The following is a 24,578-nucleotide window of genomic DNA, read 5'->3' on the forward strand; positions in this document are numbered from 1 at the left end:
CAGGTTTTTCCGAGATGAAAATAATACGTAGTATTGTGAAGGCGATTGATGCCATCAGCGAAACTTCGGCTAAAATTATCATCTGGTTGGTTATGCTGCTGACCGTTGTTATTGGGTATGAAATTTTTTCCCGTTATGTCCTGAATCAGCCGACAAAGTGGTCTTTTGATCTCAGCTATATGATTGGCGGTACTTTTTTCCTGCTGGGCGAGGCATGGACGCTTAAGAAGAAACACCATGTACGGATAGATATCTTGTACAATCGGTTCTCACCGAAAACAAAGGCGCTGGTCGATGCCGTGCTGTATCTTGTTTTTTTCTTTCCGTTGTGGGGTGGTCTGTTTTATGCCTTGCTTCCGTATGTGGCGTTTTCCTGGGAAATCGGAGAAAGATCGATGCAGGGGTATTGGCAGCCCATTATATATCCCTTTAAAACGGTGATGCCCATTGGTGTTGGTTTACTTGTATTGCAAGGTTTTGCAGAGTTTTTGCGCAACATTGTTTTTGTCTGCAATGGCGGTGAGATACGATGAGTCCTGAGATATCTGTTGCACTGATGTTTGCAACGCTGTTTACCGGAATTTTTCTCGGTTTTCCCACGGCATTTGTGTTGGGTGGAGTGGCCTTTCTTTTTGGGGCCAATTTTATGGGAGCCGATATTTACGGCCTTTTTATTGCTCGATTATTCGGGTTGATGAAAAACTACACCCTGCTCGCAGTGCCCCTGTTTTTGTTTATGGGGGTATTTATGGAAAAATCCGGGATGGCTGAGCGTCTTTTTAATGCGATGCACATCTTGTGGGGTCGTTTCAGGGGTGGACTTGGCATCTCTACCATAGCCATTTCCGCTATTTTTGCTGCTGCAACCGGTGTTGTCGGAGCCTCTGAGATTACCATCGGCCTCATGGCACTGCCGGTCATGCTTGCCAAAAAATACAATAAATCCATGGCGTGTGGTGCTATTTGTGCCGGTGGTACCTTGGGCATCCTCATTCCGCCGAGTGTCATGATTATTGTCTACGGCCCCATTGCCCGGATATCCGTGGGCAAGCTCTTTCTTGGGTGTCTTGTCCCTGGCCTGTTACTGACCCTGCTCTATATGTTGTATATTGGCATTCGCTGTTACTTCAGGCCTCAAGATGGCCCACCAATGCCGGTTGAAGAACGCCAGGCAACGGTTAAGGAAAAAATATTAATTTTGACAACTTCTGTCATTCCCCCGGCGCTCATTATTTTTTCTGTGCTGGGGAGTATTTTTTTCGGGATTGCTGCTGTTACTGAAGCTGCTGCTGTGGGCGCTGTTGCCAGTATGGTCCTTGCTGCTTCCTATGGTAAGCTCAATGTCGGGGTCGTAAAAGATGCCTGTCGACAGACCCTGAGCATTACAGCCATGATCATGATGATCGCCATTGGCGCGACTTTCTTTTCCACTGTTTTTGTAGCACTTGGTGGAGACGAGGTGATCACCAGTATGTTTATGAACCTGCCCATAGGCAAATGGGGCATTCTCTTCACGATTATGCTGCTTTTGGTATTTTGCGGCATGTTCATCGATTGGATGGGTATTCTGTTTATAATCGTGCCCTTAATAACCCCCATTGCAGCAGAGCTGGGTTTTGATCCGGTATGGTTTGCAGTGTTGGTGATGGTGAATCTGCAAATTTCCTTTCTCACCCCGCCTTTTGCGTATTCCATCTTTTATTTAAAAGGCATTGCGCCGCCAAATGTCGAGACCATCGATATCTATCGCGGGGTGATGCCTTTTGTCGGGCTGCAGGTGCTTGCTATCATTCTTTTAATTATCTTTCCTTCATTAATTACATGGTTACCATCCCATCTTATATATTAAGCGAGACCTACAATGCAGAAAAAAGATAACGTCACCCTTTTTGTGCAATGTATTGTGGATACGATGTATCCCGAAGTTGCCGAGTCAATGGTTGATGTGCTTGAGGGCCTGGGCCTGCATGTTGACTGTCCCACTGAACAAACCTGCTGCGGGCAGCCTGCTTTTAATGCCGGGCACCAGCAGGTTGCACGTGCTGCGGCTGAAAAATTCATCACCATTTTTGAAGGGGCGCAAACCATTGTCTCCCCATCAGGTTCTTGCGTGAATATGGTGAGAAATCACTATCAGGATTTATTTAAGGATGACCCTGCAATGCTGGCCCGTGTCAAAGCTATCGGTGAACGGACCTTTGAATTTACCGAGTATATAGTGGATGTGCTGGGGGTTGAAGATGTCGGGGCACGATTCAACGGCAAGGTGACCTACCATGCATCGTGTCATCTTAATCGATTTCTGCATATTGACCGGCAACCGCGAGCGTTGCTTGCCAATATAAGTGATATGACACTTGTCGAAATGAAAGATGCGGATAAATGCTGCGGTTTTGGCGGCACCTTTGCGGTCAAGTTTTCAGAGATATCCGAGGCGCTGGTAGAGGACAAGGTCAACAATATTATCGCTTCAGGAGCCGATGTGGTAGCTGGTTGTGATATGGGATGTTTGATGAATATTGAAGGGATGCTGAGCAGAAAGCAGTCGCCGGTAAAGGTTATGCATATTGCAGAGCTGCTTGCAGGAAAGAGTTATGAGTGAAATAACATCAGCAGAGTATAAAAAAGTAGCAGTCGATTCCATTGCAGATCCAGTACTGCAGTCTGCACTGGAAAGTCTCCAGTCCCGGCTTGGCCCGGCAACGCAGAATCTTTATCAGAATCTTCCCGAAGGGCAGGAATTGCGGAAAACAGCCCATGGGTACAGGCGTAAGGCAATCGATAATTTAGATATCCTTCTCGAAGCCCTGGCTGATAATGTAGAGAAAAATGGCGGCACGGTACATTTTGCAGCAACGGATAAGGAAGCTGTGGATATCTGTCTAAACATAGCCCGCGACCACGATGTAAAAAAAGTGGTTAAAGGCAAGTCCATGGTCACCGAAGAGATCGGCCTCAATCACGCCCTTGAAGAGGCGGGTATCGATGTTGCCGAAACTGATCTTGGTGAATTCATCATCCAGCTTGCAGACGAAAAGCCGACCCACATTGTTGCTCCTGCCATCCATAAGACCAGGCAGCAGGTTGGGAAACTTTTTTCAGAAAAACTGGGTACCCCATATACGGAAGACCCTCCCACCTTGACCTTTGACGCGCGAAAGGCCCTGCGTGAGAAATTTTTGACTGCTGATATGGGCATTACAGGCTGTAATCTAGCCTGTGCGGAAACAGGACATATTACAACGGTTTCCAATGAGGGTAACATCAGGATGTCCACGACCTTGCCCAAGGTGCATGTAGCCTTTATGGGCATGGAACGGATCGTTGCCAACCTGGAAGAGCAGCAGTCCATCCTCAGGTTGATGTCCATGGGCGCTGCAGGTCAACAGATCGGTGGCTATGTGAGTTATATAGGTGGGCCGGCAGCAGAAAATCACTGCGACGGGCCACAGGCTTTTCATCTGATTATAGTGGACAATGGCCGGTCAAAAATTCTTGCAGATGAAGAATTTCGAGAGATGCTTTGTTGCATTCGATGTGGAGCCTGTTTAAATGTCTGCCCGGTGTACGGTAAGATTGGCGGACAAGCGTATGGATCCGCCTATTCCGGACCGGTTGGTGCGGTGGTCACTCCACTTCTTTTTGGGGTGAACAATGCTGCTGATCTCTGCACCGGCGAGACGTTGTGCGGAGCCTGTCGGCAGGCATGTCCGTTGGAAATTAACCTGCCAAGGATGCTGTTGGCCTTGCGTGCGAAGCTCTCTGAAGGTGATGCCAAGTGGGGGGTGCAGCCCAAAGGAAAGTCGGAAAAACTGATGTTTGAAGCATGGCAGAAAATCATCAAGCGGCGCAAGGTGTATGACCTTTTTTTAAAAATCGGCTATGTGCTGCAGAAAATATTGCCTGCACAGGATGGTATGATCCGTCGTCTTCCTTTTCCATTTAACGGCTGGACCAATAATCGCAACCTAAAGCCTTTGGCTGCCAAGACCTTTATGCAGAGATGGAAAGAGCGAGAGGGAGGAAAACAGTGATGCCGGGGCGAACCGAGTTTATACAAACCATTGGTAAGGCACTGGGAAGAGGGGCAGGGAATGCTGGTGATGCAGATATCTTCACCACAACAGCCTCGCTGGAGCAGGAAGCACTGCTTGCAAGAATCAAAACACGATCAGCAGCTGAGAGAAAACAGTTACGGGGTGTGATTGAGCAGGTAGCAGGGCCGCTGCACATTGATTTTCATCCTGAGGACAACCTGGACGATATTGCAGGCGCCATTGGCAGGTTGATTCTTGAAAAAGATCCAGAGTGGGGGACAGAGAAAAGTGTTGTTCGCTGGGACCATCCACTTTTGAGCCGGTTGCACCTGGAATCCCTTGCCGAGCTTGATGGAGTTACTCTCCATACAACCGATTGTGTGTCAGGAGGACAGGGTGCAAAGGTTTCAGCAGCTGCGCAGCGCTCAGCTATAAGGGAAAATGTTGAAGCTTCTTTCATCGGCATCACCTCTGCCGATTATCTTGCTGCTGCTACTGCCACCCTGGTCATGCGAAGCAGACCTGGCCATGCCCGTTCAGCTTCTTTGGTGCCGTCCATTCATATTGTGGTGATTGAGGAAGAGAAATTACTGGCCAACCTGGAAGAGCTGTACACGCTTTTGAAGTGGGATCCGGAAGAACAGGCTCAAGGGTTGACCAACTGTCTGTCGCTCATCTCCGGTCCAAGTAAGACTGGAGACATCGAGTTGGTCATGGTTCATGGTGCGCATGGACCAAGGGAATTGCACCTGTTTATTGTAAAAGGAGAAGCTCCTTAAGAAATATCCCGGAGCAATACTACCTTTTTTTTTCAATCACTTCTTCACACTCGGTAAACATGAATATCCCCATTTATAGACAGATTTTTTCACCGCGGATGCTGGTGTCCTTTCTCATGGGGTTTTCTTGTGGAGTGCCATTGCTGTTGACCCTTTCCGTACTTCAGGCTTGGATGAAGGAAGAGGGGGTTGATCTATCGGTAATAGGTCTTTTTTCGTTGGTAGGCTTGCCCTATACCCTGAAGTTTCTATGGGCGCCGGTGCTGGATCGGTTCACCTTGCCGTTTTTTGGCAGAAGGCGTGGTTGGTTGCTGGTGTTTCAGTTGTTGCTTATGGGGGCTCTGGTCCTGCTTGGGATGACCAATCCCAGTCAAGCACCATGGTTAGTTGCCTTGGCTGCCCTTTTTGTTACTTTTTTCTCCGCGTCCCAGGATATAGTGGTGGATGCCTATCGCCGGGAAGATCTCGCTGACAACGAGTTAGGGTTGGGAAGTTCGCTGTATGTCAATGGGTATAGGGTGGGGATGCTGCTTGCGGGCAGCGGTGGTTTGATCCTTGCTGACTATTTTTCTTTCGCCCAGGTATATTTATTTATGGCGGCGAGTCTTGGGATCGGCATTATTACGACCTTCCTGTGCAGAGAACCACAGGTGGAGGAAGCTGCACCAACCAATTTTCAAGAATCGGTGGTTCAACCTTTTGTAGAATATTTCAGCAGGAATGGCGCTTTACTCATCCTGCTCTTTGTCCTGTTTTATAAAATAGGCGACCAGATGGCTTCCACCATGACCATTCCTTTTTATCTGGATATTGGCTTTACTAAAACCCAGATCGGCGCGGTGGCTAAACTGTTTGGTTTTTGGGCAACTATTATCGGCGGTTTGGTTGGTGGATTGGTCATTTTACGAACCGGCATTATTCGAAGCCTTTGGCTGTTTGGTATACTCCAGGCTATTTCTACTGCCGGATTTTCTCTGCTTGCCCTTATCGGTCCCAGTCTCAGTGGGTTGGCAGCCGTTATAGCTTTTGAAAATTTGAGTGGTGGTATGGGCACGGCAGCGTACGTTGCCTATATGGCATCGCTGACCAATAAAAAATTCACAGCTACCCAGTATGCGTTGTTATCCAGCCTGATGGGAATCCCCCGGGTACTTGCCTCCGCCCCCACAGGATTTATGGCCGAGTCAATAGGGTGGGTCGGATTTTTCTTTTGTTGTACAGTAGTTGCCATCCCCGGCCTGTTTCTGTTACACTGGGTGGCAAAGCTGTATCATTATAAATGAGTGCTCGTTTCTGTCGGTATTTAACGTAATCGTGTAACTACTGTGTAGCTGTGCAGGTACGTAGGGTGGATAAGCGCAGCGCATCCACGCGGAATTGATGGCTTGCATTGGTGGATGCGCTGCGCTTATCCACCCTACGAATACAGATGATACTTTTCCGCCGATGATTGCAATTTTTCCCGACAGGTCTTACACATAGATTAATATACTGTAACTGGTCAGCAAATTATAAAAATAATCACTCCTTACTTTCGACCTGTAACTATTCAGCAACACCCTACTTGCTTGACGCAGGTGGGGTGCTGCTGAATAGTTACATTAAAAATAGCCGACATTGCCCCTATGCCTTTACGAATCTACAACACCCTTACCCGCAAAAAAGAACTGCTGCAGCCCATAGAAGACAATCACGTGAAGCTTTACGTTTGCGGCATTACCTCTTACGACTACTGTCATATTGGTCATGCTCGGTCAGCACTTGTGTTTGACATGGTGGTCCGTTATTTACGTTATCGGGGCTATAAAGTGACTTTTGTGCGCAATTTTACTGATATTGACGATAAAATTATCAAACGAGCCAATGAACAGGATATTGACTCCGCAGCCTTGGCGTTGAGGTTCATTGACGAGTTTTATACGGATATGGACGCTTTGGGCACGGTGCGCCCTGATATCGAACCAAAAGCTACCGAACATATCGGTGAGATGACAGAGCTCATCCAGACTTTAATTGATAAGGGCATGGCCTATCCATCTGGAGGTGATGTGTATTTTAGGGTGGAGCGTTACGACGGATATGGACGCCTGTCCGGCCGTTCTTTAGAAGATATGCAGGCTGGTGCCCGTATTGAGGTGAACGAACAGAAAGAAAATCCTATGGATTTTGTGCTGTGGAAAGCTGCCAAGCCTGGAGAACCAAAATGGACGAGCCCTTGGGGAGACGGGAGGCCTGGTTGGCATATAGAATGTTCTGCGATGAGCAAAAAATACCTGGGTGCAACGTTTGATATCCATGGTGGTGGTAAGGATCTTATTTTTCCCCATCACGAAAACGAGATTGCCCAGAGTTGCGGTGCCTCGGGAATGGAGTTTGCGAACCTGTGGATGCATCATGGTTTTGTGACCATCAAAGATGAAAAGATGTCAAAATCCCTTGGCAACTTTTTAACCATCCGTGATGTACTGCAACAGTACAGTGCAGAAGAACTGCGACTGTTTATTTTTTCCACCCAGTATCGCAATCCTTTAGATTTTTCCGAACATGCATTACAGGACGCTCGCGCCGGATTGGAGCGGATGTACGATTGTTTAGCCAAGATCGAACAGTTACCAGCCGGGGACGAGCAGGGGCCGCAGGTTGTCGGCAAGAAGGATCGGGATAAGCTGGAATCACTCGAAGAGCGTTTTCAGCATGCCATGGACAATGATTTTAATACCGCCCAAGCACTTGGTCTGTTGTTTGATGCGGTCAAGACCTTGAACAAGGTTTTGCGAGCTGCGGGTGGTCAAGTTGCTGCAGATGATTATAATTTGCTTACCACTACCGCAGCGACCATTAAACAGCTTGGTGAGGTGGTTGGCATTCTTCAGCATGACCCTGTTGAGGTGATGCAACAGAAGAAAGAACAACTACTGGCAGCCATTGATCTCTCTGAAGCAGAGATTAGCAATTTAATTGAAAAGCGCAACCAGGCAAGGGCGAATAAGGACTGGGCCACCAGTGACGAGGTTCGTGACACATTGCTGGCAAGTAATATTGTGCTGAAAGATGGTCCGGATGGAACAACCTGGGATGTAAAATAAGTCACCTGTTTGTAGGTGAATGGATGCAGCTATCGCAACTATGAGGAGGATGTATGATGCGCAAACCAGTTGTTGCCAATCAATTTTATCCTGGAGATCCTGCGCAACTTGAGCAAACCGTTGCCGGCCTCACCCCTGTAGTTGATGAGAACAAGAGAATAGCCGCAACGGCGGTGATTATGCCCCATGCAGGGTATGTCTATTCCGGCGCAACAGCTGGACTGACCATCAGCCGTGTCCAGGTTCCGGAAACGGTTATCATCCTTGGTCCCAATCATCATGGTCGTGGTGCAGCCGTTGCCCTGGGTACTGTTGCCTGGCAGATGCCCATGGGAACCGTGCCGATTGATCAGGAATTGGCCACCCAGCTTTTACAAATCTCGCAGATTATCACGCAAGATGAGCAGGCGCATAGCAGCGAGCATTCTTTGGAAGTCCAGGTGCCGTTTTTGCAGTTTATGCAAAACAACCTGCATATAGTTCCTATCTGTGTATCGCATATTCCCTACGCTGAATGCGAAGAGGTGGCTAAAGACATCGCAAAGGCCGTACAAGCAGTGTCAAGACCGGTGCTGCTCGTGGCATCCACAGACATGACCCACTACAAATCAAGGGAGCAGGCCTCAGCTCAGGATCATTTGGCCATTGAAAATATGCTGGCTTTTGATCCTAAGGGATTGTACGAAACAGTCCATGCACGCCAGATATCCATGTGCGGTGTAGTCCCGACGGTAATCACCCTGCTGGCATCAAGAGAACTGAAAAGCGAGAAAGTTGAGCTGGTGCGCTATACCGATTCAGGGGAAGCCAGTGGCGACACAAATCAGGTCGTCGGCTATGCTGGTTTAATTGTCAGTTAACCTGACTTTACCCACTTATTTTTGTTGACAAGAAAGGCAAATTCATCTATTTTCACGCCACCTTTTTTTGCCACTGGGAGATGGTCTAATGGCAAGACAGCGGACTCTGACTCCGCTTATCGGGGTTCGAATCCCTGTCTCCCAGCCAGCTTTCTTTATATTCTCGCATTAACTCCTTGCTTTTTTTCTGCTTTTTACAATAATTGAACCAAGATAACCAGTTCACTTTTCTCTGTGAGGGATCTGCCTTGGGAAAGAATCACGAATACGCGGTAACTGTTCTCCTTCCTGCTTATAATGAAGAGGAGGTAATAGGAAAAACAGTACGCAAGATACGTCAACTGCATTCAGACTTTGAAGTCCTTGTGGTTGATGACGGTTCAACCGACAATACTCTGCAGGAGGCCCTTGCGGCCGGTGCCAATGTTTGGCCCCATCCTTATAATATTGGGAACGGAGCAGCTATAAAATCTGGTCTTAGGGTCGCTCAAGGTGACTGGATTATAATGATGGATGCTGATGGGCAGCATAATCCAGAGGATATTGCACGATTACTTGAGTATAAAGATCGGTTTGACATGGTGGTTGGGGCAAGGACAAAGACTTCGAAGACATCCTTGCATCGTGACCTTGCCAATTATTTTTACAATAAGTTTGCGACCTATGTCACTCGGTTCAAAATAAAAGATCTTACCTCAGGTTTCAGGCTCATTAAGAAAAGTACCGCTGAACAGTACATCTATTTGCTGCCCAATACTTTTTCCTACCCCACCACTCTTACCATGTCGTATTTGCGTAGTGGGAGAAGTCTTAAATACATTCCAATTGAAGCAAAAAGGAGGGTTGGCAGCAGCAAGATTCGGCTTGTTGAAGATGGTATTCGCTTTTTACTTATTATTTCTAAGATTGCTACCCTCTACTCGCCCTTCCGTATTTTTATGCCGGTCAGTTTCGTCTGTTTTATAACGGGTCTTTGTTACTATGTTTATACGTATTTGTCTTTGGGGCGCTTTACGAATATGTCGGCACTACTTTTCTCCACTTCTGTGATTGTTTTCATGATAGGCTTGGTGTCAGAGCAAATATCCCAGTTACGCTACGATAGAGTCAAATAAACACGTCTTTATCATGAAGCCTAAGGTCTTGGTGTTGACAACAACTTTTCCGCGATGGAAAAATGACATTGATCCTCCATTCGTTTATGAGCTCAGCAAGCGCTTGGCTGCATCATTTGAAGTTCATGTATTAACCCCTCATTATCCAGGGGCAAAGTACAAGGAAATGCTAGGTGGGATATCTGTTCGCAGGTTTCCGTACTTTATTGCACCATGCGAAAAGCTAGCTGGTTCGGTAGGCATCTTGCCTACCTTGCAGCGAAATAAATTCTATTACTTGCTCATTCCTTTTTTTCTTATTGCACAACTCATCTTTTCCGTTATCGCGGTGAGAAAAATCAGGCCGGATGTAATTCACGCGCACTGGATCATTCCCCAAGGGGTTGTTGCGTCGATATTGCAAAAAATATTTGGAGTACCCGTCATTGTAACAGCTCACGGGGCAGACGTTTTTGGTCTGCAGGGCAAATTTTTCCGAAAACTTAAACAGGCTGCGCTAAAAAGCGCATGTCAAATCACTGTCGTAAGTAAGGCCCTTGCATGTCAGGTAAAATCAATTGATTCAAACCTTCCTGAACCTATTGTGCTGCCCATGGGTGTGGACGCCTCTCTTTTTTCTCTTGAGCATGCATCACAATCCATAAGGAAAAAGTATACTATCAGAGGTCCCTTTCTGCTGTTCGTAGGTCGTTTGACAGAAAAAAAAGGTGTTATTTTTTTAATTGATGCAATGGTAGAGGTTATACGTCTCTTCCCCGACGCAAAATTACTCATAATAGGAAGCGGTGAACTTGCACCTTTACTTCAGGAACACGCGATCCACCTCAATCTTTCCAGGCATGTTGTATTTCTCGGTGGTATTTCTAACCATATATTGCCGCAATATTACGCAAGTGCTGATGTTTTTATTGGCCCTTCAATTCAAATAAAAAAAGGTGATACAGAGGGGTTTGGCCTTACCTTTGTAGAGGCGGCATTGTCCGGATGCTTGGTCATTGGCACAAAAGTTGGTGGGGTTGAAGATATTGTGGCAGACGGGAAAACTGGATTTCTTGTACAGCAGCGTAATGCTACAGCTTTGGCACAAAAACTAATATGGATGCTCGAACACCTGGCAGACCTTGATGATGTAAAGGAGAAAGCTAGGGAGAGATGTCGAGAAAGGTTTGACTGGGAGGTTGTAAGCGCTAAATACTTGGCCTTGTTCAATGAGTGTATAAATGCGGAGAAACAAGACTAGCATGATCCATTGCTAATGGTTTCCCCATGAATGGGATAAGGGGCCTAGTTTCGAAACGCCCATCAGTGATTGATGTGAAAAAGTTAACAAGCAGAGAGTGTTATAGGAATGAACAGTGTATCTGAGACTATCATTATTACCTTTGGAACATTTGACCTTTTCCATATCGGGCATTTGCGAATTCTTGAGCGTGCAGCAGCGCTGGGCGATAAACTGTACGTTGGCGTGTCAAGCGATGCGTTGAACTATGGCAAAAAAAAAGCCTATCCTACGTATAATCAACAGGATAGGATGGAGATTGTTCAGGCTATCCGTTGTGTTGATATGGTTTTTTTAGAAGAGAGCCTGGAGGAAAAGCGAGAGTACCTTTTGCAGCATAATGGATCTGTGCTCGTCATGGGGGATGATTGGAAGGGCAAATTTGATGAATTCTCCGATATTGTTGAAGTCGTGTATCTTACTCGAACCGCTCTCATTTCGACTTCTGCTGCAAAAAAACGAATTGTAGACGAAGCACAGAAAATTTATGACCCTGCTTTCCCCTGTTCTTCCTCATTATAAATCAGTGTTTGTTTTTTAGTAATATTTTCAGCCGTTCAAAGTATCTTTCAGTGGCTTTTCCGTCTGTAGTGGCATCATATACAATCCTTTTTATTCTCTGATATGCTTTCTTGTATTTCTTCTCATAATTGTCTTCAAATAAACACGCTTCAGTCAATGAATCAATGAGCTGCGGTAGATCTTTTACCCGGTCTCCAATACGATAATCAGGTGGGAGAGAAAAGCCGTTTTTAAATGGTGAGGGGACATCGAGGAAAATTATTGGTTTGTCGAGCACCATCATATCAAAGGCAATGGACGACCAGTCAGTTATCAGGACATCAGTAACAGCTATAATTTCTTCACTGTTTGGATGCTTTTGGAGGGGTAAGTGGAGAACATTTTGATTGTCAAAGCTTCCTCCTTGTTTGGAATTGAGATGAAAGCGGATAATGAGACATGCGTTATTCTCGACCGAAAAGGCCTCCAGACTGTTAAGAAAGTGTTCCTGAGTGAGGTTGAAGGGAATCTCGTCCCTGTTTTTTGTGTCCTGTTTCCAGGTGGGGGCAAAGAGTATTACTTTCTTGTTTTTAGGTATGCTAAGTTTCTCTCGTACCTGTACCTTATTTGCACGGTAGTCAAGTATCAGGTCTGTGCGTCCATATCCTGTTACATGCACCTGGTTGTTGTTAAAGCCAAATGTATCAACGTAGAGTTTTTTCAAACAATTCGAAGATACCCATATTTCATCATATTGGTGTTGGGTAGTGAAGTCAGCAGGGATAAATCCCTTAAAAGGAATGCCATGCCAGACATCAACAAAAGAAAAATCCGTTAGTTTGAAGAGCAGCTTCAGCGTATGCAGGCCATGGTCGGATATAATGGTATCCGCCAGAACAACTCTTTTCAAATCAAATGGATTTAATGCGAAAAGGGTATTGGGTTTATTCTTTATCTCTCTATAATATTGAGGATCCATGGTCAGGAAAAGAATCCGAATATCATGAGTGGTGTTTTTATGTTTTAGTGAGAACTCATAGATTGCATTCAGGTTGCCATGGAGTTTGTGCCCATAAAGAATAACAGTTTTGATTGTTCTTTTTTTGGGTATCAGGCGAAGGGGGAGAAAGAAAAGAATTAAAAATCCACCCCATGCAAGATAGACCCAGTGGAGCAGGTTTTTCTTGTTTATTTTCATATGGGCTATATTCGTGCTATCGTCGTTCAGGAGATTTTTGAAGTCGTAGTCGCAGGTGTTCGAAAATCCGAACTGCTCTGAGTAGGGATGCAACCATAAGAAATTTTAAGCGATTTAAAATGGATAATTCTGTTCGGGTGAGTAGCCACAATATAGATTCCCAAGAGGTTCTTCGTGGCGCCAGTTTAGGATGTTCTGCCGTTCCAACTAACCCGAGTTTTTGGAACTTGTATCTGCCACCGGCAATACGACGAGCTTGTGTAACAGCAGCTCGCAGGCTTCTTCGAGGTGCTGTATGTACAACAGCTGATGGGCAGTAGATAATTTTTATGTTAAGTTTTTCTGCCCTCCATGACCATTCTATATCACCACCTGATAATAAATTTTCATTAAAATAGCCAAGTTGATGAATGTATTCTAACCGCACAAATAAATTGGCTGTTACTGAAAATTTATTTTTTTGAATATTTCTCTTTTGGTCAAAACCTATCGAGTATTGGTAAAGTTCAACAGTCGTTGGCTGCGCTGAAAGTGTTAGTGCGACTTCGCCACCAACGATACAAGGTAAATTACTATTAAGTAGTGTTTGCGTGCCTTTTTCCAGCCAAGTTCTCTCTGGCTTACAGTCAGCATCCAAAAATACGATTATATGTCCTTTTGCCTTTTTTATTCCTGCATTGCGAGCCGCGTATGAACCTGGCTTTTTGCAGATGATCAGGGTATGTCTGAAGGGATATGGCTTCTTAATACATATTGATGGGGAAGAAGCATTATCAACAATAAGAACTTCAAACTGTGAGGTTGGGACGGTTTGGGATTGAATATGTTGTAGGCAGATGTCTAAACCGTCTTGGTCATTATAAACAGGAATGATGATTGATGTGTGTGGAAGGTCATTAGTGTTTAACGGGCATTTAGATTGATTTTTCATGTTGATACCATTTGTTAATCACTGGTGCAATTTTCTTTCGGTAGTGGGCGGGAAGCATGATGGTTATTGTGGCTCATGCGCCCCCGCTAATTGACTGGTGAATTTACTAAACGTTCATTTTCAGGTGCGTTATAGTTAGGGGAAATTATTTTTTTTCTTGGACTATTTCATAGAGGAGACGCATAAACATTGACGGGCGAATTAAATTTGGGTGGTTAAGGATTTGACGTGAAAAAAAAGATGCTTTATGGAGTAGTGAAAATTTTTCCCCTTTTATCATAGCGTCTCGCTTTTTGTATTTATAGACTGAGTAGTTGAAAAAATTATTTTTCCAAATCTTATAGTTAATGAGATTGATTTGCTCATTAGGCAATTTGTTTCTTTGGGCCCATTCTAAAATAGTGTTGTATAAAAGTTCACTGCTGGTAGAATAATCTGTTGCTATTTTAGAGATTCTATTGTGTCCATGGACTCTTCGGATAGCTATTGGTGTTTTTATATCTCCTGGTATTAAAGTCCCGATTGCTGCCATTTTAAGCCACATTGCTGTGTCCTGATGTAGGCGTAAATGTTCATCAAATAAACCAGTTTTTGAGAATATCCTTCGTTTTATAGTGATGGCATCAGTGGTGAAATGTCCATGTGTGTGTAATAAGAGGTGCTTAAATAACGCATTTGGAGAGATATACTTGCTTAGTGTAGTCAACTCAGAATTTATTCCACGTTTATATAACCATTCATTTTGACATTTTTCGTCCTCATAGTGGATTCCTGTAGCACCATATACACCATCAACTGTTTTATTTCGTAAGAGATTACAAGCTGTTGTGAAATGGTTAGGCGTGTATAAATCATCAGCATCTAAAAAAGAGATAAAATCGTATTTAGCATTGATGATTCCAACATTACGGCTTGCCCCAGCACCTCTGTTCTCACCATTTGGATGTCGTAATAATCTTACTGGGGCATGTTGTTGAGCAAGTGACTGACATAACCTATAAGAATTATCTGTTGAACCGTCTTCAATCAAAATTACTTCAGCTGTTTCTGGTTGCATCAGAGCTGAATTGATAGCGTGTTCTAGATATCTTTCGGCATTATAAACAGGTATTATTATTGAAACTTTCATTGATTTTAATAGGAAGATATATTTTAAGTAAACCTGAATCCTGAAACTTATCTTGGCAGGACCACAAGATGGCGGCTGCCGGTAATTTTTAAATATATAACAACTGGTTACTGCGCTAAGGGAGAACAAAACTTGCTGAAGTCATGTGATTTTTGTAAATCTGACGAAAATCGCTAAAACAGGGAACATCTTCCTAGCAATTGGTCAATTGAGGGAGGAAGAAGGCTAAACTTCTGTCGATAATCGGTCATATCTAATTTGTAAATGCCTAATGGGCAAGACAGCACTTGTTAAAGCGTAAACGTAATCTACGACCATTTGTTATAAAACAAGCAGCCGGATACCTTAAGAGTTTTCCATGCCAATCGTGGCCGCTACTTCGTCGAACAGCTCATCGATTTCCTCCTGTAGTTGTGGGACAGTTTCCAAAATTTGTCGCCCGATCCCTTCTCTCTGCCCCCACGCACTTTCTACTAATGATAGCACGGAATTGGTATCCAGCCGATTATGGTTAACCACAAAGTCCTCCAACCCAAAAGATCTGAACAACTCACGATACTTGTGCGACCAGCCAATCGCCAGCACTGGTACTCCTTGTGACAGGGCAAACACAAGGCTATGAAACCTTGAGGCAATCAGCAGATCCGATTGACCTAGAATTGCCTTGATGGTCTCACTTGGGTAATACTCGCGTATCGTATAGCAATGTTCGGACTTACGAGTGCAGGATTCGATGATCCCGCAGAGAAATCGGTCATCGGGCTTGCCAGAAGTCGGAACATTGATTTCGTTGGGAGCCAGCAGCACGCTGGTTCCAAGGTTCTCAATGCAATAATTGGTCAAGGCAACCAGTAGATTCACATACTGGTTTGATGCACCTGTCTCGGCGGTACGTTCGTAAACGCGCATATTAGGGACAAGGGTAATTACAGGCCGTCCTTCTTGCGCCAACCCAAGATCACGGAAGATGGTACGTCCAACAGCCTCTGGCGCACCTCTAAAGCGGAAAGCGATGTCCGGCGCAATTCGGACGTCGGAACTTGGAATATTCTGAAGTTTTGCAAGATGGTTAGAAGACTCGTCATCTCTAGACAAAACAAGAGTTGCATCTTGGCAGATCCTTTTTGCCCAGAATGAAGTCTCTTTTTTTTCAAAAGAGCCCCAGGCCTGAGGCAAAAAAATGTATGGTTTCTTCTTTGCCAGGCAATATTCGACCCAAGCCCAAGTATTTTTCAGGTTATTGGGGCCCCAGGAGTCACTGTAGGCAAAGCCACTTACGTCAACCACACCATCTACATGCCCAATGGCATTAATTTCAGAGGCAGTTTTCTGGCTGGTTTTGATAGCTCTGGAAAAATCTGGGTCCCGAAGAGATATAAAAATCTCTTGTGCTTTTGAAACAATTGGTACGGAGCGCAGTCTTTTTAGGCGGGTGCTTGGAAATGTAATGACAGGTGAGACTCCCGACCTGTTGGTATAGGGTGCATCCAAAGGTGTCACTGTTGCATGAAAGCTGGCCTCCGGAATGCGTATACCTAATTCCCTCTGCACAACCCGCAACATCGCCTCAGCCCCTTTGTTCTGAAACCCTGCACCACGAATGAGAATTTTCATATTTATAGTTTTGTCCGAGTTATTTTCTGGTAAACGCCAACCGCCCATAAGAATAGTATTCGCGGAGATCTTTAGTCCCACCTGAAACAGCCACCATGGCCAACAAATAAACAACCAAGCTTGCAACGAAGCAGATCGCCAAAACAAAAATATCATCACCAGCCTTCATAGAGTTCTGCAAGAGAAAACACACTATCCCCATAGCGAGGCTTGCCGTAAATGGTTTATAAATTGCAGCGAAGAAATCATTAACCCTGAGGTGGGAGTTTTTAAAAACATAAAACAAGGAGGGGTAGAGAAGAAGGTAGTTGGCAGTGGCATATGCCGTCGCCACACCCTTGGCCCCCCATGGAAGGCCTAGGATAAAGGAGATGGTGGTCACAATTGCATTTCCCGTCCCCCACCAGAGGTACTTCCTGCTTTGTCCGGTTGAGAGTAGCACGACACCCCTTGTACTCAAAACTGGTTGGATAAAGGCGGCAAAGGCAAGAATTTTGAAAAGTTCATTTGCCCCGATCCATTGAGATCCTAAGACCAGCCTAATTATGTTTTCTGAACAAGCGAACATGAATGCCACTAAAGGCATGGACATAAAGGCGAGGAGGGATATGAATTTTATGTAATAACTGCGATATTTTTCCGGCTCGCTCTGAAGACGACTCAAAGATGGGAGGGCCACCTTGTTTAGGGGTTCTCTCAGGTTCGCTATCGGAAGCATAAGCAACTGGTAGGCCTTGCTGTAATGGCCGAGAGCCAATGTACCATAATAGCGCCCTATGAGGATATTGTCCAAATTCCTTGAAAAATAATTGATTATGTTAAATCCAGCAATGTCCGAACCAAATCGAAGCATTGGGCGAACTCCTGACTTGCGCTGAGGCAGGCCCGGTCGCCACTTGCACACAAACCAGAAACAAATGACATTACAAGCTGATACGGAGAGCGTATTGAGTACTAAAGCCCAATAGCGGTAGCCGTGCATTGCCATGAAAACGGCAACGGTTATACCTAAAAGCGTTGAAAAAATCTGGATCTTGGCCATGGTAAAAAATTGCATCTGTCGGGTAAGGAGTGCTCTGTGTTGAATCGCCAGTCCGATAATTAGAAAGTTCAGTGAAAGTACTGCTGTGATCGAAAGAAGTTGCGGAGTCTTGTAAAACCAGGCAACGGCTGGAGAGACTGCTGCAACGATCATCGTGATTACTGCCCCGGTTCCTGCATTAATCCAGAATAGGTTACTGATCTGCATATGATTGATGTCTGCTCGCTGAATAGTCGCTGAGGACAGGCCGAGGTCACTGAAAATTCGGGCGAATCCAGTTATGGCGGCAACCATCGTGATCATCCCGTAATCCCGCGGCGTCAACAGTCGAGCCAGGACCATAGTCGACCCAATGTTGATCAGGAAGATAAGTCCCTGAGAGGTCAGTGTCACTGCGCCACTACGCAAGGAGCGTTTCTTGAGGTTGGTGGCCTGGTCCTTCGTATCAAAAAAATGATTTTGTTTCTTATCGCTTTCCATGAGTAGAGCTAGGCGAACTATTCCAATAGTTGGAAATTAAGAATGAGAGTTTACTGATAACACGCTTTGAGAACCTAGCAGGAAAAAGTAGTGTCTTTATAAGTTGTTTCTTTTTCAAACTTGCTTCTACATAGATAATCAGTTCATCACGTGATAAAAAATTATCCTGATTAAATGAGCTTTTGAGATCCTGTAAATATTTTTTCATCTCAGCTGGGATAGGAGTATGATTTTCCACCATATCACAATAATTGGGTAGCTCTCTTCCTTGTTTTTTCCACGCTAATACATATCCAGCCCACTGCTGCCTTTTTTTATCAATTCCTTGGCCTTGGAAAACCTGTTCGTACGCTATCGTACGTACATCTATCACCTTCTTATCCTTCGTGTAATTGAAAATTTTACGGCCCTTTTCCGTTCTAACTAAAACCATAGATTCGCCATGCCTTTGGTCTATACCATCCAGGCCATGGGGGTCGCCCACGGTTATATCGGAGAAAACATTCATCTTGTCAAAGCATATTCTGCACCTAGCAGGGGTGAAGTAGTCCTTGATCCGCATTCTGGTTGCAGCAGGCATAATAACTGATCTACCATTCTTGGAAAGTACATGGACATCTCCTGGGTAGCTGCTTACCGCCTTATCTCTAAAGTGAAGTATAGAGGGAACACTTTTGTCGCTCCTAGCTTTGGAAAGCAGGTAGTCCAATGCTGCATAAGTCAATACTCTGTCACACACAAGCCCTACAGTAAATGCAATTTTATTCTGCAACTTTGGCATTTTATCCAACACATTATGTAGACCGTGTAGTTGACAGGGGGTGCACACAACTGCCACCGGGCCGTCTATTTCTTTCAACTCTCTAAAGAAACCAAGTAGTGGGACAGGACAATACTTCGATTTTTGAGCCACATAAAGTTCTGAAACACTTCGGGCAATCCGCACTATCGGGCGAGGGGGGCTACCCGACTCCATGGATACGATGACCGCACCTTTTATGCGACCTGTTTCTAGGCTATGAGACAAAAGTGCGGTAACAATACCGCCGCTTTGAGAGTTATCAAAAACCTTCTTATCGGTGGCCTTGCCGACAAAAGCATCTAGGACAACTCCCGTAAAGGGGTCAACAGGCATTTGTGAGATAAGTGTGTCGCCAAAATGAACACCAGGGCAGACATCAAAGCATAATCCGCAATGAGTGCAGGCCTTCTCGTCCACCACAGGTAAATAATAACCACCGCTGGTCTCCTGGTAATCAATAGCCTGAGTTGGACATATACCGTAACAACTGCCACAGGTATTACAAAGTCTCTCAGCGGCTACGCTTGAAATATTTTTTTTCTTTTTCATTTTCAAAACCAAAACAGGGAGAAAGGTTTAGGTATGAGAAATCATTAAGGCCAGGTTTGAGATTCAGACATTGTCCTCATACCACTCCAGTGCCTTATTCCGGCTCTATATGATCGTATGTGAGATGCGTCCAACTATAAATGATGAAAAAGCATATTCAATGAGTTCAGGCTCTTGCAGTTCCTGTTTCTGCGCTTCTCGAAAGATGCCGCGGATTTCTGTCGGCCATTGTTCAATAAGGCCTAGTTCACGAAAGAGACGGGCTATGACATGATGTTGTATTTTTGACATGCTTTGCTTCATGTCTTCAATCGTCAACCCAGACTGGAGGATATCTGGATTCTCAATTCCTATTCGAACGTAAAGGAATACGATTATAATTGGCGAATAGATAGGGGACAGCCCCACTTAAATATTTTCGTAACCATGAAGCTCTGGCGGTATCTTGCAGAAATGTTAAGCAAAACAACCACTAGGCGAATTCAAGTGAATTGAAGAGATCCGTGACCATCAGGGAAACCAGCGTACAGGGATTTTCTATTACGGATTCCGGGGCGTAGATGGTCTCCTTCAATTTTAATGTATAATCAGGTGCCATTTTCTGAACTATCCCACAAAAGCATCGTGCCGGGTCTGACAAGGTGGATTTAAGGGATTGAACTTCTTTTTCACTCAATACAAGGCTTCCGATTTTTTTTTTTTTGATGTACATCTCTGTTTTTTGTGTCAGATCATTGAGGTGGTACTGGTCGATGTTCCCTACTAAAACCAGGTCGATGATCCCGCTGTCTTTACCCTTTGCGTAATCGTCAATCAAAAAGGCTTTTTTCAGGTAGCCCAAGCGATTGATCATCGACTTCAGGATTCGGTCCATGCCTAATGCCTTCTGCACCATGGATTGGAGTTCGTTAAATACTGGGTGTCCGCTGTTGGCTGAGAACAGTATCTGTCGTCCGTTTTTTGCGACTTATGAGCAAGTCTGCCTCTTTCAGTTGGTCCAGTTCATTTTTGACGTGACTGGGAGAGGCGCCGAACTCGTCGGCAAGTTCACGCAGGTAAGCATTCCTTTCCGAATTAAGGAAGAGCCGCATGAGGATTTGGATACGAATTTTAGAGGTTATGAGGCCTGAGAGCATAAAATTTTGTCATATTGTTCGGAATTACGTTCTGTTTATTAGAACTATTTTGCCATCTTTTTTTTGGGTAGTAAAGGGGACGATGAGAAAGGGGACGATGAGTTTTTCCTTTCCTGCTTAAAAGTACGGACTCCATTTTATCCCTGGCAATGATATGATGTAAGCCCGAAAACCTGTTGAAGGTTCAATTGTTGAATGAATACAATGGGTTTTTGTCTCGATATGCGGTTATTGTCACGGTTTTGTTAAAGTTGAGAGAAAAAGATTTTTATGTGCTGTTAATATGTTCTGGAAAACAGGTCGCCAGTGAATTGCTCTTTCTGTAGACAAGTTTCAAGGTGAAGAGTTAAAAATAGTAAAAATGTTCATCTTTTTCTATTTCGGAATTAATGAGCTAATTCGACAAAGAATTGTGTTATAGTAGCCTGTTGCTCGTATATTTTTGATTTGATAAGTTTTTTTAGGGGGTAACATGATGAGAGAGGCTCTTTGAGCCTTTGCTTGTTTTGGATTGTCTATGAATTTATGAGCTAACAGCGTGTTGAGATATTTTATTGTCGGCAAATAATGTCTCTTGATTTGAGCTTCTTGCAAAATGATCAATTTAAGTGTTAACGACAGACGGGGGTATTGACATTAGCCGATCGTATTGGTCATGTCGCCTCAATACTACCTAAATCCTGCAATTAATCTTTAGAGCGGATCACCTAGCCAAGAAACGCCGCTTTTTGGTTGCACTCGTTGCCACATTGAACAAATTTATGCAGAAATGTGCTCAGGAGGCGACTTAACACGGGAATTTTCGTGTAACATCGCCCTGGTTGCCTTGAAGCAAGGCATATTTTTTCGATTCAAGGCGCACCTTTCCCTTCACTTCGTTAAAATGCATTTTGCAATACCGCGAAGAAAGGGGTCAGCTTTCTCCTACAGCCACCCATTCATCCCATTGTCTAGAATAGAGCATTCTTTCTGGAGCCGTTACCTTCTGCTGGCGACTACCTGTTGTAAACTTTGCTGCCATTCGAACAAGAAAGGTTCGTATCGTCGCTGGTTCCCAACGCCGCAGCAACTTGTTTCCGCTCAACAAGGCCATCCAACGCACAGTGTTGTATGCTAAGATTGAACTTTGGAATAATATACTGTTGGCCCAGAAATCATCCGTCTTAATATGGGCCAAGGCTGTCTGGTTTTTGGCCTCCTCGATCCACGTCTCGCAGGTGGCACGTTGCCCATACTGTTTATGAATTTCCCAGGGATTGTCGTTATCAGTGCTAACGTAGCAAAAATAATCGTATTCCTTTATCTCAAACAAGGTGGCTGCTTTTTTAGGATCTACTGGTTTTTCCATACGCACCGCAACAAATAGCCGAGCTGTAGCCCACGTTGTGCATTGATGAAAAAATAAACATTGCTCCCATCCAGCCTGTTTCGGAACTGGTTCCCACTGTTGTCCACCAAGCAAATTAGCCAGTCCCTTAAGTTTAACCTTAATCAAATAACCATGGCCGCCATGATCCAGTAGGTCAAGCAGGGCTCCCACAAAAAAATCCACTGTCGCCACGAAATAGAATACGAGTTCGATTAGGGAGATGTGCCAAAAGTTGCTTGGTAAATTCAACTACCCCATTGCTTGTATAGGCATTACCGCATCGTAGCCAGCCCTGAAGTATCTCTTTGGTCTCAGTGCAAAAGGCAAGCAATGGATGATATGATACCGCGCCGCACTTATGTGGATTGTACCCTTTCGCGGTTCCTTCCTGTGAGCCATAGACAGTCTTTTCCGTCGAATCCACATCAACCACCTTACTCAGAATGACGCTTACTTTACTTTTTCCGGATCGAAGAGCTTTGCGCCATAGTCGTCCACGGAGTCGGTGGTTCAATACTTCCATGTCATTTACGTGGCATTGAGAAAATGATCGAAATAAACGACCAAAGGTTGTTTCGTCAGGAATGCTCAACCAACCGGCAGCACGACAAAGGACACTGTCTGACCATACGGTGACAATCGCTCGGATTGAACGGGCACCTCCAATAATTGCGACAAGCGGGAGAAAGATTGCATCAACTGCATCATAAAGCGCATTAGCTCCTCGTTTGTGATTTACGGTATCCCTCACAAGTTCAACAATCCCTTGATTTTGCAGAAATTGGACTACTGGTTTTAGGCCTGCTTGCGCTGTAAGCCCTTTCGCCCCCTTGGTGAACTTAATTTTTTTTGGCGATACTCTGGCAGATCGTTTATGCTGTTTTTTCTTCATGGAAATGGTGACTCCTTATTGTGGTAATTTGGTCGTTAACATTTTAAGGATATTGCCATTTTCATGATTTCTTTTCAACTATCTGCAGGATTTAGGTATTACATTTTGTTGTTAAATTATGGCCCCATAGGCACACTTACTTTGTAACGATGTAACAATTTTTGTGTTCTTTAATACTCTGTTAAAGTTGGCGCATGAGCTGATCGGCGAATAAGACTATCACTCCGAACATGAGATGTTGAGTTACTTTGCAGTGCCCTTTTACCATGACATTGCTGGCACCAAAATCTTCTTTTAATCGACCGTTAGCCCATTCTACAGACGATCTGGTTTTGTACCGTTCTGCTTCATGAGGTGCCATTGGAATGACTTCTTTGCCCCGAGCATTCTTATCAATGATTGGGACATGACCAAATTTCCTGCTTGTTTCATTGATCCGTTTGGCATCGTATGCAGCATTCATTAGATCATAGAGATAAGTGACTTTACCGCTGGTTTGCTTTATCAATGGAATAGCAACCTGGCTGTCATGTAATGACGCAGAGGTGACGAGGGCACTGACAGGTAGGCCCATATCGTTAATATCCAGGTGTAATTTGTAGCCATTCCAAGATGTTTTGTATCCCTTTGCATTCTTTTTGGTGCCTCGGTCGCAAAGGGTTGGCAGTTCCAAGATTGCCTCTTCCGCAGACAAAGCAATCTGCCGATCAAGTCGTTTTACTGGAGCTGGTTCCCGTTTTTCGCCCTTCGCAGGCCGTCCCCTCTTACGAGGCTTTTTGGGCATTTTCACCTTTTTGGCAGGCCTCTCCCTGCCGATGATAGCTGTGGAATCCCGGCTGATATGTCCGAGAAGTTCATCGACCCAATATTCCTGCACTAGAGCATTATGCGCCTGCGTACCAAGCCCACTGACAGCAAATTCTGTGAATGCACGGGAAAAGGTGGATTCTGACGGGATGTTACCCGTAGCCGAAAATCCACAAATACGCCTCAGGTTCTTTGTTGCCTGAAGCGCGCGAATCAAATCACTAGTTGTGGGGATGCGATAGAGTGTCTTTGCCACAAATGCTCTGGCTAACGATTGTCGATCAGGAGGCTTGCGCCCTCGCCACTGGTAGACTGCAGGAGTAGAGATATATTTTTCTACCTGAACGATTTCAAGAATTGCTACCAATCGTTTTTCCTGCTCAGTAAATGGATTGTCAAAGCATTCGTCCAAGTGAGGAAATAAACTTTTTTGGACACGCCCCATTAACCATGATATCTTGTCGTTGAGCTTTATTGGCATTCTCCTTGGTTTTGCTTTTGGTGGTAAAAAACAATACCATGAAGTGGCAGTGAAGCTCAATTATTTCAATACATTACCTTGGAAATAGTTTCTTTTTCTATTTTGCAAGAGGCTCGATTTAATAGTTATAATTGTTGGTTTCTAATGTACTTATCCAAAAGGTATGCTTGCTTTTTTATCCTGGTTCTAGCTGTTGGGCTCTCTATCTATAGGAATGTGTTTCACGTTCCTTTTCTTTTTGATGATGCCCGCAATATTCAGCATCCTGAATTAAGGATTAATGAATTTTCAAAAGATACCATTGTCAATGCGCTTATTGGTGGTGAACTTGGCGAACGTCCTGTCTCGAACCTAAGTTTTGGCTTAAGGGAATCTCGAATAAATGGTTTATTCCCCAGCGTCTTTAATTATGCGATAAATATGGAAATCAGGGTCAATTCAACATTTAAATTTTCGTGTTTTTGGGGTTGCAGCGAACAACTCAATCGCCC

General features: G+C 44.6%; 22 protein-coding genes, 1 tRNA gene and 1 pseudogene. 13 read left to right on the top strand and 11 right to left on the bottom strand.

All coding sequences use genetic code 11. The features are described 5' to 3' along the window. The first annotated feature begins 14 nt into the window (after positions 1-14). The 12 genes from JWH17_RS12730 (at position 15) to JWH17_RS12785 (ending at position 11,678) form a co-directional block, all read left to right on the top strand. Positions 15-533, top strand: coding sequence for a TRAP transporter small permease subunit (locus JWH17_RS12730; RefSeq protein ID WP_205223005.1), 519 nt, complete (start codon positions 15-17; stop codon positions 531-533). Then, a complete protein-coding gene (locus JWH17_RS12735) occupies positions 530-1,849 on the top strand; it encodes a TRAP transporter large permease (RefSeq protein WP_205223006.1) in 1,320 nt (439 codons plus the stop codon). Before JWH17_RS12730 ends, JWH17_RS12735 begins: the two co-directional genes overlap by 4 nt. A 12-nt stretch (positions 1,850-1,861) precedes the next feature. After that, entirely contained in the window at positions 1,862-2,602 is a 741-nt protein-coding gene (locus tag JWH17_RS12740; RefSeq protein WP_205223007.1) for a (Fe-S)-binding protein, read from the top strand. Next, complete coding sequence (locus tag JWH17_RS12745) at positions 2,595-4,034, top strand: LutB/LldF family L-lactate oxidation iron-sulfur protein (RefSeq protein WP_205223008.1); 1,440 nt, start codon at positions 2,595-2,597, stop codon at positions 4,032-4,034. Before JWH17_RS12740 ends, JWH17_RS12745 begins: the two co-directional genes overlap by 8 nt. Then, positions 4,034-4,816, top strand: a complete 783-nt coding sequence (locus JWH17_RS12750; RefSeq protein WP_205223009.1) for a LutC/YkgG family protein — start codon at positions 4,034-4,036, stop codon at positions 4,814-4,816. The genes JWH17_RS12745 and JWH17_RS12750 overlap by 1 nt, the downstream gene beginning before the upstream one ends. Positions 4,817-4,875: 59 nt before the next feature. Then, a complete protein-coding gene (locus JWH17_RS12755; RefSeq protein WP_205223010.1) occupies positions 4,876-6,099 on the top strand; it encodes an AmpG family muropeptide MFS transporter in 1,224 nt (407 codons plus the stop codon). Between the two features lie 342 nt (positions 6,100-6,441). Continuing rightward, positions 6,442-7,902 carry a cysteine--tRNA ligase gene (cysS, locus tag JWH17_RS12760; protein ID WP_205223011.1) on the top strand — a complete coding sequence of 487 codons (1,461 nt, stop codon included), beginning with the start codon at positions 6,442-6,444 and terminating at the stop codon, positions 7,900-7,902. Positions 7,903-7,955: 53 nt separating this feature from the next. After that, positions 7,956-8,762 (top strand): AmmeMemoRadiSam system protein B, encoded by an 807-nt coding sequence (gene amrB / locus JWH17_RS12765; protein WP_205223012.1) that lies wholly within the window; start codon positions 7,956-7,958, stop codon positions 8,760-8,762. A gap of 74 nt (positions 8,763-8,836) precedes the next feature. Beyond that, positions 8,837-8,910 (top strand) — tRNA-Gln (locus JWH17_RS12770). A 100-nt stretch (positions 8,911-9,010) separates the two neighbouring features. Next, positions 9,011-9,877, top strand: a complete 867-nt coding sequence (locus tag JWH17_RS12775; protein WP_205223013.1) for a glycosyltransferase family 2 protein — start codon at positions 9,011-9,013, stop codon at positions 9,875-9,877. A 13-nt stretch (positions 9,878-9,890) separates the two neighbouring features. Further along, complete coding sequence (locus JWH17_RS12780; RefSeq protein WP_205223014.1) at positions 9,891-11,117, top strand: glycosyltransferase; 1,227 nt, start codon at positions 9,891-9,893, stop codon at positions 11,115-11,117. A 108-nt stretch (positions 11,118-11,225) separates the two neighbouring features. Continuing rightward, positions 11,226-11,678, top strand: a complete 453-nt coding sequence (locus JWH17_RS12785) for an FAD synthase family protein (RefSeq protein ID WP_205223015.1) — start codon at positions 11,226-11,228, stop codon at positions 11,676-11,678. Between the two features lies 1 nt (position 11,679). On the opposite strand, the gene JWH17_RS12790 is transcribed toward JWH17_RS12785, so the two are convergent. From JWH17_RS12790 to JWH17_RS12835, 11 genes and pseudogenes are all read right to left on the bottom strand, one after another. After that, complete coding sequence (locus JWH17_RS12790) at positions 11,680-12,855, bottom strand: CDP-glycerol glycerophosphotransferase family protein (protein ID WP_205223016.1); 1,176 nt, start codon at positions 12,853-12,855, stop codon at positions 11,680-11,682. A 16-nt stretch (positions 12,856-12,871) separates the two neighbouring features. Then, positions 12,872-13,786, bottom strand: coding sequence for a glycosyltransferase family 2 protein (locus tag JWH17_RS12795; RefSeq protein ID WP_205223017.1), 915 nt, complete (start codon positions 13,784-13,786; stop codon positions 12,872-12,874). Positions 13,787-13,931: 145 nt separating this feature from the next. Beyond that, the gene (locus JWH17_RS12800; protein ID WP_205223018.1) at positions 13,932-14,915 is read right to left on the bottom strand and encodes a glycosyltransferase family 2 protein; all 984 of its coding nucleotides are present in this window, start codon (positions 14,913-14,915) and stop codon (positions 13,932-13,934) included. A 345-nt stretch (positions 14,916-15,260) separates the two neighbouring features. Beyond that, positions 15,261-16,529, bottom strand: coding sequence for a polysaccharide pyruvyl transferase family protein (locus tag JWH17_RS12805; RefSeq protein WP_205223019.1), 1,269 nt, complete (start codon positions 16,527-16,529; stop codon positions 15,261-15,263). A 19-nt stretch (positions 16,530-16,548) separates the two neighbouring features. Next, entirely contained in the window at positions 16,549-18,051 is a 1,503-nt protein-coding gene (locus JWH17_RS12810) for an MOP flippase family protein (RefSeq protein ID WP_205223020.1), read from the bottom strand. Next, entirely contained in the window at positions 18,038-19,402 is a 1,365-nt protein-coding gene (locus tag JWH17_RS12815) for a Coenzyme F420 hydrogenase/dehydrogenase, beta subunit C-terminal domain (protein ID WP_205223021.1), read from the bottom strand. Before JWH17_RS12815 ends, JWH17_RS12810 begins: the two co-directional genes overlap by 14 nt. 105 nt (positions 19,403-19,507) lie before the next feature. After that, positions 19,508-19,810: an ATP-binding protein gene (locus JWH17_RS12820; RefSeq protein ID WP_205223022.1), complete on the bottom strand. Its 303-nt coding sequence runs from the start codon at positions 19,808-19,810 to the stop codon at positions 19,508-19,510. A 64-nt stretch (positions 19,811-19,874) separates the two neighbouring features. Further along, entirely contained in the window at positions 19,875-20,276 is a 402-nt protein-coding gene (locus tag JWH17_RS23815; RefSeq protein ID WP_232371071.1) for a hypothetical protein, read from the bottom strand. 34 nt (positions 20,277-20,310) lie between these two features. Next, the gene (locus JWH17_RS23820; protein ID WP_232371072.1) at positions 20,311-20,538 is read right to left on the bottom strand and encodes an ArsR family transcriptional regulator; all 228 of its coding nucleotides are present in this window, start codon (positions 20,536-20,538) and stop codon (positions 20,311-20,313) included. Between the two features lie 913 nt (positions 20,539-21,451). Then, positions 21,452-22,799 (bottom strand): annotated as a pseudogene (locus JWH17_RS12830) (IS1380 family transposase). A 181-nt stretch (positions 22,800-22,980) separates the two neighbouring features. Next, a complete protein-coding gene (locus JWH17_RS12835) occupies positions 22,981-24,087 on the bottom strand; it encodes a transposase (RefSeq protein WP_205223023.1) in 1,107 nt (368 codons plus the stop codon). Between the two features lie 144 nt (positions 24,088-24,231). Here JWH17_RS12835 and JWH17_RS12840 point away from each other — a divergent pair. Continuing rightward, a partial coding sequence (locus JWH17_RS12840) for a hypothetical protein (protein WP_205223024.1) occupies positions 24,232-24,578 on the top strand: 347 nt, incomplete at its 3' end.

Source organism: Desulfogranum marinum, from assembly GCF_016918565.1.
In the GTDB taxonomy this organism is placed as follows: domain Bacteria; phylum Desulfobacterota; class Desulfobulbia; order Desulfobulbales; family Desulfobulbaceae; genus Desulfogranum; species Desulfogranum marinum.

What these genes read in the sequence shown, in the direction of transcription:
- JWH17_RS12730 (WP_205223005.1), top strand. Translation starts at nt 15, where the DNA reads ATGAAAATAATACGTAGTATTGTGAAGGCGATTGATGCCATCAGCGAA.
- JWH17_RS12735 (WP_205223006.1), top strand. Translation starts at nt 530, where the DNA reads ATGAGTCCTGAGATATCTGTTGCACTGATGTTTGCAACGCTGTTTACC.
- JWH17_RS12740 (WP_205223007.1), top strand. Translation starts at nt 1,862, where the DNA reads ATGCAGAAAAAAGATAACGTCACCCTTTTTGTGCAATGTATTGTGGAT.
- JWH17_RS12745 (WP_205223008.1), top strand. Translation starts at nt 2,595, where the DNA reads ATGAGTGAAATAACATCAGCAGAGTATAAAAAAGTAGCAGTCGATTCC.
- JWH17_RS12750 (WP_205223009.1), top strand. Translation starts at nt 4,034, where the DNA reads ATGCCGGGGCGAACCGAGTTTATACAAACCATTGGTAAGGCACTGGGA.
- JWH17_RS12755 (WP_205223010.1), top strand. Translation starts at nt 4,876, where the DNA reads ATGAATATCCCCATTTATAGACAGATTTTTTCACCGCGGATGCTGGTG.
- cysS (WP_205223011.1), top strand. Translation starts at nt 6,442, where the DNA reads ATGCCTTTACGAATCTACAACACCCTTACCCGCAAAAAAGAACTGCTG.
- amrB (WP_205223012.1), top strand. Translation starts at nt 7,956, where the DNA reads ATGATGCGCAAACCAGTTGTTGCCAATCAATTTTATCCTGGAGATCCT.
- JWH17_RS12780 (WP_205223014.1), top strand. Translation starts at nt 9,891, where the DNA reads ATGAAGCCTAAGGTCTTGGTGTTGACAACAACTTTTCCGCGATGGAAA.
- JWH17_RS12785 (WP_205223015.1), top strand. Translation starts at nt 11,226, where the DNA reads ATGAACAGTGTATCTGAGACTATCATTATTACCTTTGGAACATTTGAC.
- JWH17_RS12790 (WP_205223016.1), bottom strand. Translation starts at nt 12,855, where the DNA reads ATGAAAATAAACAAGAAAAACCTGCTCCACTGGGTCTATCTTGCATGG.
- JWH17_RS12795 (WP_205223017.1), bottom strand. Translation starts at nt 13,786, where the DNA reads ATGAAAAATCAATCTAAATGCCCGTTAAACACTAATGACCTTCCACAC.
- JWH17_RS12800 (WP_205223018.1), bottom strand. Translation starts at nt 14,915, where the DNA reads ATGAAAGTTTCAATAATAATACCTGTTTATAATGCCGAAAGATATCTA.
- JWH17_RS12805 (WP_205223019.1), bottom strand. Translation starts at nt 16,529, where the DNA reads ATGAAAATTCTCATTCGTGGTGCAGGGTTTCAGAACAAAGGGGCTGAG.
- JWH17_RS12810 (WP_205223020.1), bottom strand. Translation starts at nt 18,051, where the DNA reads ATGGAAAGCGATAAGAAACAAAATCATTTTTTTGATACGAAGGACCAG.
- JWH17_RS12815 (WP_205223021.1), bottom strand. Translation starts at nt 19,402, where the DNA reads ATGAAAAAGAAAAAAAATATTTCAAGCGTAGCCGCTGAGAGACTTTGT.
- JWH17_RS23815 (WP_232371071.1), bottom strand. Translation starts at nt 20,276, where the DNA reads ATGGACCGAATCCTGAAGTCGATGATCAATCGCTTGGGCTACCTGAAA.
- JWH17_RS23820 (WP_232371072.1), bottom strand. Translation starts at nt 20,538, where the DNA reads ATGCTCTCAGGCCTCATAACCTCTAAAATTCGTATCCAAATCCTCATG.
- JWH17_RS12835 (WP_205223023.1), bottom strand. Translation starts at nt 24,087, where the DNA reads ATGCCAATAAAGCTCAACGACAAGATATCATGGTTAATGGGGCGTGTC.